Source organism: Mitsuaria sp. TWR114 (assembly GCF_007997345.1).
In genome coordinates this window covers 1-9058 of the sequence record NZ_VOSR01000670.1, presented here as the reverse complement: position 1 = coordinate 9058, position 9058 = coordinate 1, and the positions used below count along the sequence as shown (strand labels likewise).

The following is a 9058-nucleotide window of genomic DNA, read 5'->3' as shown; positions in this document are numbered from 1 at the left end:
GGCCGGCGTTCATAGCCAATGGGTGAACAGACCCAGGGTGACGGCGCTCAGGGCCGCGGTGGTGGCCAGGCGGGGCAGGACCACGCCCTGGACGCGCTCGGCCAGCAGCGCCAGCCCGAACCATCGGCCGCGCGCCTTGGCGCACTGGACGAGGTGGCGCTGGAGCGCCGGGTCCTGGAGGAGCGGGGCGATCGGGCTGAGCGGGCCAGCGGGGCTGTTCATGACGGGGTCTCCCTGCAAGTGGTTGATCCGGTCTGCAACCGGACGTTTCAACTTGGCAAACCCCATGCCTGCGCAGGCAAGCAAATGGGCGAGGAGACCCCGGCCGCCTCAATGATGCCGGCAGTGCGGCGGAACGGGCCGATCGAAGCGGTGCTCGATGCGGACGACCGGCGCGCAGGCAAGCCGCGTGCCGACGGGAAATGCCGGGCTCAGCGCGACACGATCAGGCGCAAGCCCAGCGCGACGAAGACCGCGCCGGCGACGCGGTCCAGCCACAGCCCCGCGCGCGGCTTGCGCTGCAGCCATTGGCCGATCGCGCCGGCGAAGTAGCCCAGCAGCCCGAACAGGAGGGCGGCCTGCAGGGTGAAGGTGACGCCGAGCAAGGCCGTCTGGGCGGCCACATGGCCCTGCGAGGGCACGACGAACTGCGGCAGGAAGGAGAGGAAGAAGAGCACGACCTTGGGGTTGATCGCGTTGGCGAAGACGCCCTTGAAGAACAGGCGGGTGAGCGAGTCCTCGACCTGCGAGGCGTCGCCGACGCTGGCGCCGCCGCGGCTGCGCAGCGCCTTGATGCCCAGCCAGATCAGGTAGAGGCCGCCGCAGACCTTCAGCGCGGTGAACGCCATCGGCGAGGCGGCGATCAGCGCGCTGACGCCGATCGCCGCGAGCACGGTGTGACTCAGGCAGCCCAGCGCGCAGCCCAGGCCGAAGGCCATGCCGTGCCGGCGTCCCTTCGAGATGCCCATGCCCAGCACCATCAGGTTGTCCGGGCCGGGGGAGGCCGTGATCAGCATCGCGGCCAGCAGGAAACCGAAGAGTTGTTCGAAGGTCAGCATGGGGGCGGATGATAGGCGCAGCCTACGACTACCCAACTTCGACGGCCCAATGAAAACGGGCCCTGAGCAATCAGGGCCCGTGTCCGTGTCTGGCGGAGAGAGAGGGATTCGAACCCTCGGTAGGCGATTAACCTACACACGCTTTCCAGGCGTGCGACTTAAACCACTCATCCATCTCTCCGAAGCCCGCGATCATAGCGCAGATTTTGGGGTCCGAAGCAAAGTTGTCGGTCCCCGCGATGACAGCGAGGCGGGCAGGGCGCTCAGCGGCCCGGTTGGATCACCTTGTCGCTCTTGATCAGCGCCATCGCGGTGCCGATCAGGCCGGACACCTCGCTCATGTTGGCCGGCACGATCATCGTGTTGTTCTTCTGCGCGAGCTGCGAGAAGGCCTCGACCGCCTTCTCGGCCACCTTCAGCTGCACCGCGTCGCCGCCGCCCGGCTGCTGGATCGCCGCCGCGATCTTGCGGATCGCGTCGGCGCTGGCTTCCGCCACCGCCGTGATGGCCGCGGCCTCGCCCTGCGCCTTGTTGATCTCGGCCTGCTTCTCGCCTTCGGACCGCGCGATCGCCGCCTCGCGCTCGCCGGTGGCGATGTTGATCTGCTCCTGGCGGCGACCTTCCGACGCGGCGATCAGCGCGCGCTTCTCACGCTCCGCGGTGATCTGGGCCTGCATCGAGCGCAGGATCTCCGCCGGCGGCGTCAGGTCCTTGATCTCGTAGCGCAGCACCTTCACGCCCCAGTTCAGCGCCGCCTCGTCCAGCGCCTGCACGACGGCGGCGTTGATCGCGTCGCGCTCCTCGAAGGTCCGGTCCAGCTCCATGCGGCCGATCACCGAGCGCAGCGTCGTCTGCGCCAGCTGCGTGATCGCGATGATGTAGTTGCTGGAGCCGTAGCTCGCGCGCATCGGGTCGGTGACCTGGAAGTACAGGATGCCGTCCACCGTCAGCTGGGTGTTGTCCTTGGTGATGCAGACCTGGCTGGGGACGTCCAGCGGGATCTCCTTGAGCGAATGCTTGTAGGCCAGGCGATCGATGAAGGGCACCAGGATGTTCAGGCCGGGCGTCAGCGTGCCGTGGTACTTGCCCAGGCGCTCGACCACCCAGGCGTTCTGTTGCGGGACGACCTTCACCGACTGCACGACGAAGACGATGGCGACGACCAGTACGACCAATGCGACGATTTCCATGAGCGGGACTCCTCCTCCGGAGATGTGGAACGGGAAACAGAAAGAGAAAAGGGCGATCAGGCGGCGTCAACGAGCAGGCAGCTGCCCTCGACCGCGCGGATCACATGGCGCCCGCTGTGCGGCGCGCCCGCGCCGACGAAGCGCGCCTGCCAGGCCGCGCCGCGGTAACGGACCTCGGCGGTGCCGTCCGCGCGCCAGAGCGCGACGTCCAGGCTCTGGCCGATGTCGAGGTTCACATTGGGGTTCTCGCCGGCAGGCGCGCGCGGATGGCGTCTCAGGCGCAGGTGCCACCAGGTCACCGCGCCGCCGCCCACAGCGGCGGCCACCACCAGCTGCAGCCAGAACGGTCCGCCGACGTGCGCCATCAGCGCCGCGGCCGCCGCGCCCAAGGCCAGCATCAATAAGTAGAAGGTCGTTCCGCTGGCGAGCTCCGCCGCCACCAGTCCGCCACAGATCACCCACCACCAGGTGGCGACACTCCAATCCATCCCATCCTCCTCGTTGTCCGGGCGATCCATGGTTCGCCCGGTCCTTGTGTGCCGGGGCAGTGTACGCCTCGGTCCTCCTGGCGCTTCACGTCCTTTCGGGGGCCTGAAGCCGGCAGTTGGCGGCCATTGACAACCTGGCCGTTCTGTTTCTGCGACAACCCGGGATCAACACTTGCGTGACACGGCTGACGCCCTACACTTCGCGCCTTTCTTGTTTGACCTGCCCCGATCCGGAGGCCTCATGACGCCGCGTTTCCGCTTTCCCATCGTCATCATCGACGAGGACTATCGCTCCGAGAACACCTCGGGTTTGGGCATCCGCGCCCTGGCGGAAGCCATTCAGAAGGAAGGCTTCGAGGTGCTGGGCGCCACCAGCTACGGTGACCTCAGCCAGTTCGCGCAGCAGCAGAGCCGCGCCAGCGCCTTCATCCTGTCGATCGACGACGAGGAGTTCTCCGGCAACGGCGACGGCGGCGAGCTCGATCCGGCGGTCCTGAACCTGCGCAAGTTCATCCAGGAGATCCGCTTCAAGAATGCGGACATCCCCATCTACGTGTATGGCGAGACGCGCACTTCGCAGCACCTGCCCAACGACGTGCTGCGCGAGCTGCACGGCTTCATCCACATGTTCGAGGACACGCCCGAGTTCGTGGCGCGTCACATCATCCGCGAGGCCAAGAGCTACCTCGACGGCCTGGCGCCGCCGTTCTTCAAGGCGCTGATGGACTACGCGCAGGACGGCTCCTACTCGTGGCACTGCCCGGGGCACTCCGGCGGCGTGGCTTTCCTGAAGAGCCCGGTCGGCCAGATGTTCCACCAGTTCTTCGGCGAGAACATGCTGCGTGCTGACGTCTGCAACGCGGTCGAGGAACTCGGCCAACTGCTGGACCACACCGGCCCGGTCGCCGAGAGCGAGAAGAACGCCGCCCGCATCTTCAATGCGGACCACTGCTTCTTCGTCACCAACGGCACCTCGACCTCCAACAAGATGGTGTGGCACCACACCGTGGCGCCGGGCGACGTGGTCGTGGTGGACCGCAACTGCCACAAGTCCATCCTGCACAGCATCATCATGACCGGCGCGGTGCCGGTCTTCATGACGCCCACGCGCAACCACTACGGCATCATCGGCCCCATCCCGGAGAGCGAGTTCTCGCCCGAGACCATCCGCAAGAAGATCGCGAAGAATCCGCTGCTCAAGGGCGTGGATCCGAAGAAGGTCAAGCCGCGGATCATGACGCTGACGCAGAGCACCTATGACGGTGTGCTCTACAACACCGAGACCATCAAGTCCAAACTGGACGGCTGGATCGACACGCTGCACTTCGACGAAGCTTGGCTGCCGCACGCGGCCTTCCACAACTTCTACGGCTCGTATCACGCGATGGGCAAGCATCGCCCGCGCCCGAAGACCGCGATGGTCTACGCCACGCAGTCGACCCACAAGCTGCTGGCCGGCATCTCGCAGGCGTCGCAGGTGCTGGTGCAAGATTCGCAGAACGTGAAGCTGGACAAGCATCTGTTCAACGAGGCGTATCTGATGCACACCTCGACCAGCCCGCAGTACTCGATCATCGCCAGCTGCGACGTCGCGGCCGCGATGATGGAGCCCCCGGGCGGCACGGCGCTGGTGGAAGAATCCATCCTCGAGGCGCTGGACTTCCGCCGCGCGATGCGCAAGGTCGAGAAGGACTACGGCAAGGACTGGTGGTTCAAGGTCTGGGGGCCGGACAAGCTCGCCGCCGACGGCATCGGCAAGGCCGCGGACTGGATGCTCAAGGCCAACGAGAAGTGGCATGGCTTCGGTCCGATCGAGGCCGGCTTCAACATGCTGGACCCGATCAAGTCCACGGTGATCACGCCCGGCTTGGACATGAGCGGCAAGTTCGCCAAGACCGGCATCCCGGCCAGCATCGTCACCAAGTTCCTGGCCGAGCACGGCGTGGTGGTGGAGAAGACGGGCCTGTACTCGTTCTTCATCATGTTCACCATCGGCATCACCAAGGGCCGCTGGAACACGCTGCTGACCGCGCTGCAGCAGTTCAAGGACGACTACGACAGGAACGCGCCGATCTGGCGCATCCTGCCGGACTTCGTGGCCGCCTTCCCGCGCTATGAGCGCATGGGGCTGCGCGACCTGTGCCAGAGCGTGCACGAGGCCTACGCGTCCGGCGACATCGCGCGCCTGACGACCGAGGTCTACCTGTCCGACCTCGAGCCGGCGATGAAGCCGTCCGACGCGTATGCGCACATCGCGCATCGCAAGACGGAACGCGTCGAGATCGACAAGCTGGAAGGCCGCGTCACCACCGCACTGCTGACGCCTTATCCGCCCGGCATCCCGCTGCTGATCCCGGGTGAGCGCTTCAACAAGCGGATCGTGGACTACCTGAAGTTCACCAGAGACTTCAACGCGAAGTTCCCGGGTTTCGCGACCGATGTCCATGGACTGGTCGCGGAAAAGGGCGCGGATGGGGTGACTAGGTATTACGTGGATTGCGTGGTGGACGCGAAATGAAGAACGGGACCCATCTGGGTCCGTTTTTACTTTCACGTCCGGCGCGCTTGGCCGCTGGAGCATGGGGCCCTGGCGGCAAGCGCCAGAACCCCAAGCACCACCGTCCCTGATCCACCGAGGTGATCGGCGGGTGGGGCGGGGTGTGCGTGAGGGTGCGTGAGAGGCGTTACTCCGTGCCGGCCATCGCGCCGTGGCTGAAGCCGCCGTCGACGTAGATGATTTCCGAGCTCACGCCGGCGGCCAGGTCGGACAGCAGGAAGGCCGCCGTGTTGCCGACATCCTCGATCGTGACGTTGCGCTTGATGGCGGCGCTGTCGGCGAACTGCTTCAGCAACTTGCCGAAATCCTTGATGCCGGAAGCGGCCAGCGTCTTGATCGGGCCCGCCGAGATGCCGTTCACCCGGATGCCCTTGGCGCCCAGGCCGTAGGCCAGGTAACGCACGCTGGCTTCCAGCGAGGCCTTGGCCAGGCCCATCGTGTTGTAGTTCGGCACGAAACGCTCGGCGCCCAGGTAGGACAGCGTCAGCAGCGCAGCGCCAGGACGCAGCCGGCTTTGCGCCGCCTTGGCCATCGCCGGGAAGCTGTAGGCCGAAATATCGTGCGCGATACGGAAGTTCTCGCGGGTCATGCCATCCAGGAATTCACCGGCGATCGCCTCGCGCGGGGCGAAACCGATCGAGTGGACAAACCCGTCGAATTCCGGCCAGTGCTGGCCCAGGTCCTCGAAGAGGCGCTCGATTTGGGCGTCGTCGCCCACGTCGCAGTCGAACACCAGGCTGGAGCCGAATTCGGCAGCGAACTCGGTGATGCGGTCCTTGAAGCGCTCGCCCACATAGCTGAAGGCCAGTTCAGCCCCTTCGCGGTGGCAGGCCTTGGCGATGCCGTAGGCAATCGAACGGTTGGACAGCACGCCCGTGATCAGCAGTCGCTTGCCGGCGAGAAATCCCATGTCTGCTCCTGGTATTCATAGATTCGAGGGAGGCCGGGATTCTCGCACGCCATGCCGTGAACGAAGCCACAGCCTTGTCGGCACGCTGTTTGCATAGTACACTTCGAGCTTCGCTGAAAAAGTGAACGGTGGGCGGATTCATCCAGCCCATTTTTTTTGGCTGTCCCTACGTGTCCCTACAGGATAGATACCGTCGTCGATGAATTTGAGCTGGCAAGCCGTTGTTGAAAAAACCGTGACCGGTCTGGGTTACGAGGTGGTGGGCTGCGAACGCAGCGCCGGGGGCTTGCTACGCGTGTTCATCGACAAGCCGCTCGTCGGCGGCCAGGAGCCGGAACAGCCGGTGAACGTCGAGGACTGCGAGCGCGTCACGCGCCAGTTGCGCTACGTGATGGAAGTCGAGGAAATCGACTACACGCGCCTGGAAGTGTCGACCCCCGGCCTCGATCGACCGCTGAACAATGCCGGCGACTACGCCCGGTTCCTCGGTCACGAAGTGGAAATCACCCTGCGCGAGGCTTTCCAGGGCCGCAAGAAGTACCGCGGCGTGCTGGTCGCGGCCGAAGGCGTCGCCGCGGAGGAAGACCCGGCCACGCTGGCCCAGCGCACCGACTGGCGGGTGATCTTCTCCGACGGCAAGACGGAGCAGGCGCTGGACTTCGCGCTGGATGAAGTGCGCTCGGCCAAGCTGGTGCCGGAGATCAATTTCAAGGGTCGCACGCCGGGCAAGGCGGGCGGCGCGGCCGCGGGCAAGTCCGCGGCGAAGAAAAACACGGGCTTGGCGCCCCAGGGATCCGAATCTGCTGACGGCGTGGCTGCGAAGCCCAAGGCGTCGAAGAAGAAGAGCAATGCCAAGTCCCGGCAGACGGATGACAAGGTTGACGGAGGTCTCGATCAATGAACCGCGAACTGTTGATGCTGGTGGACGCCATCTCGCGCGAGAAGAGCGTGGAGCGCGATGTGGTGTTCGGCGCCGTTGAGGCGGCGCTGGCTTCGGCCACCAAGAAGTTGTATGGCGGCGAGGTCGACATCCGTGTGGCCATCGACCGCGACACCGGCGAATACGAGACCTTCCGCCGCTGGCACGTGGTGCCCAACGAGGCCGGCCTGCAGAACCCGGATTCCGAGATCCTGCTGTTCGAAGCGCAGGAGCAGATCGCCGACATCGAGGTCGACGACCACATCGAGGAAGGCGTGGAGTCGGTGCCCATCGGCCGCATCGGCGCCCAGGCCGCCAAGCAGGTCATCCTGCAGAAGATCCGCGATGCCGAGCGCGAGCAGCTGCTCAACGACTTCATGTCGCGGGGCGAGCGCATCTTCGTCGGCACCGTCAAGCGCCTGGACAAGGGCGACATCATTGCCGAGTCGGGCCGTGTCGAAGGCCGCCTCAAGCGCAATGAAATGATCCCCAAGGAAAACCTGCGCACCGGCGACCGCGTCCGTGCGGTGATCCTGGGCGTCGATCCGACGCAGCGTGGTCCGCAGATCATGCTGTCGCGCTCCTCCGGCGAGTTCATGAAGGAACTCTTCGCGCAGGAAGTGCCCGAGATCGAGCAGGGCCTGCTGGAAATCAAGAGCTGCGCCCGCGACGCCGGCAGCCGCGCCAAGATCGCCGTGGTCTCGCACGACAAGCGCGTCGACCCGATCGGCACCTGCGTCGGCGTGCGCGGCTCGCGCGTCAACGGCGTGACCAACGAACTGGCCGGCGAGCGCGTGGACATCGTGCTCTGGTCCGAGGATCCGGCGCAGTTCGTGATCGGCGCGCTGGCGCCGGCCAACGTGCAGTCCATCGTCGTCGATGAGGAGCGCCACGCGATGGACGTGGTCGTCGACGAGGAGAACCTGGCGATCGCGATCGGCCGTGGCGGCCAGAACGTGCGCCTGGCCTCGGAGCTGACCGGCTGGAAGATCAACATCATGACCGCCGAGGAATCCGCCGCCAAGCAGGCCGAGGAATCCGACGTGGTGCGCAAGCTGTTCGTCGAGAAGCTGGACGTGGACGAGGAAGTCGCCGACATCCTGATCGCCGAAGGCTTCGCCTCGCTGGAAGAAGTCGCCTACGTCCCGATGCAGGAAATGCTCGAGATCGAGGCCTTCGACGAGGAAACCGTCAACGAGCTGCGCACCCGTGCCAAGGATGCCCTGCTGACGATGGAAATCGCCCGCGAGGAGAAGGTCGAGGAGGTCTCCCAGGACCTGCGCGACCTGGAAGGCATGACCCCGGAGCTGATCGCCAAGCTGGCGGCCGGCGACATCCACACCCGTGACGACCTGGCCGACCTGGCCGTCGACGAGTTGGTCGAGATTTCGTCCCTGGACGAGGCAGCGGCACGCGCTTTGATCATGAAGGCGCGCGAGCACTGGTTCAACGCATAACGCCCGAGCAGCCACGCTCTGAAGCGACTTCAAGCGAAACCAGACCGCTCCGCACCACACAAGATTTAAGGATTTCAACAATGGCCGTGACCACCGTCGCCCAGCTGGCCGCAGAGCTGAACAGGCCTGCGAGCACCCTGCTGGAGCAGCTCCAAGCTGCGGGCGTCAAGAAGGCGTCCGCCGAGGACACCCTGAACGAAAGCGACAAGGAACGCCTGCTGGACCACCTGCGCACCGCGCATGGCACCGGCGGCGCCGAGCGCAAGAAGATCACCCTGACCCGCAAGTCGACCAGCGAAATCAAGCAGGCCGATGCCTCGGGCAAGGCGCGCACAATCCAGGTCGAGGTGCGTAAGAAGCGCGTCTTCGTCAAGCGCGAGGACGGCGTCGATGACGCCGCCGCCGCTGCCGCCGAGGAAGCCGAGCTGAAGCGCCGCGAGGAAGAAGCGCAGGCGCAGGCCGAGGCGCTGCGCCAGCAG

The 9058-nt window shown here is 65.6% G+C and carries 8 protein-coding genes, 1 tRNA gene and 1 pseudogene; 4 read left to right on the top strand and 6 right to left on the bottom strand.

Translation table 11 applies throughout. The features are described 5' to 3' along the window. Positions 1-9 precede the first annotated feature (9 nt). From FUT87_RS22020 to FUT87_RS22000, 5 genes are all read right to left on the bottom strand, one after another. A complete protein-coding gene (locus tag FUT87_RS22020; RefSeq protein ID WP_147242394.1) occupies positions 10-222 on the bottom strand; it encodes a hypothetical protein in 213 nt (70 codons plus the stop codon). 209 nt (positions 223-431) lie between these two features. Further along, positions 432-1058 (bottom strand): LysE family translocator, encoded by a 627-nt coding sequence (locus tag FUT87_RS22015; RefSeq protein WP_147242393.1) that lies wholly within the window; start codon positions 1056-1058, stop codon positions 432-434. A gap of 90 nt (positions 1059-1148) precedes the next feature. After that, a tRNA-Ser gene (locus FUT87_RS22010) sits at positions 1149-1239 on the bottom strand. Between the two features lie 82 nt (positions 1240-1321). Beyond that, positions 1322-2248, bottom strand: a complete 927-nt coding sequence (locus FUT87_RS22005; RefSeq protein WP_091732941.1) for an SPFH domain-containing protein — start codon at positions 2246-2248, stop codon at positions 1322-1324. 56 nt (positions 2249-2304) lie between these two features. Further along, the gene (locus FUT87_RS22000) at positions 2305-2736 is read right to left on the bottom strand and encodes an NfeD family protein (RefSeq protein WP_147240886.1); all 432 of its coding nucleotides are present in this window, start codon (positions 2734-2736) and stop codon (positions 2305-2307) included. A 241-nt stretch (positions 2737-2977) separates the two neighbouring features. Here FUT87_RS22000 and FUT87_RS21995 point away from each other — a divergent pair, with 241 nt between their 5' ends. Then, positions 2978-5254, top strand: coding sequence for an arginine/lysine/ornithine decarboxylase (locus FUT87_RS21995; protein WP_147240887.1), 2277 nt, complete (start codon positions 2978-2980; stop codon positions 5252-5254). Positions 5255-5420: 166 nt separating this feature from the next. Here FUT87_RS21995 and fabI read toward each other — a convergent pair whose 3' ends face one another. After that, positions 5421-6203 (bottom strand): enoyl-ACP reductase FabI, encoded by a 783-nt coding sequence (gene fabI / locus FUT87_RS21990; protein ID WP_147240888.1) that lies wholly within the window; start codon positions 6201-6203, stop codon positions 5421-5423. 205 nt (positions 6204-6408) lie between these two features. Between fabI and rimP the strand changes: the two are divergent. The 3 genes and pseudogenes from rimP to FUT87_RS21975 all read left to right on the top strand — a co-directional run. Further along, a pseudogene (gene rimP, locus FUT87_RS21985) lies at positions 6409-6924 on the top strand (ribosome maturation factor RimP); the annotation flags it as partial. A 176-nt stretch (positions 6925-7100) separates the two neighbouring features. Further along, complete coding sequence (nusA, locus tag FUT87_RS21980; RefSeq protein WP_091732952.1) at positions 7101-8579, top strand: transcription termination factor NusA; 1479 nt, start codon at positions 7101-7103, stop codon at positions 8577-8579. A gap of 80 nt (positions 8580-8659) precedes the next feature. Beyond that, on the top strand, positions 8660-9058 hold a 399-nt coding region (locus FUT87_RS21975; protein WP_186830697.1), incomplete at its 3' end, for a translation initiation factor IF-2 associated domain-containing protein.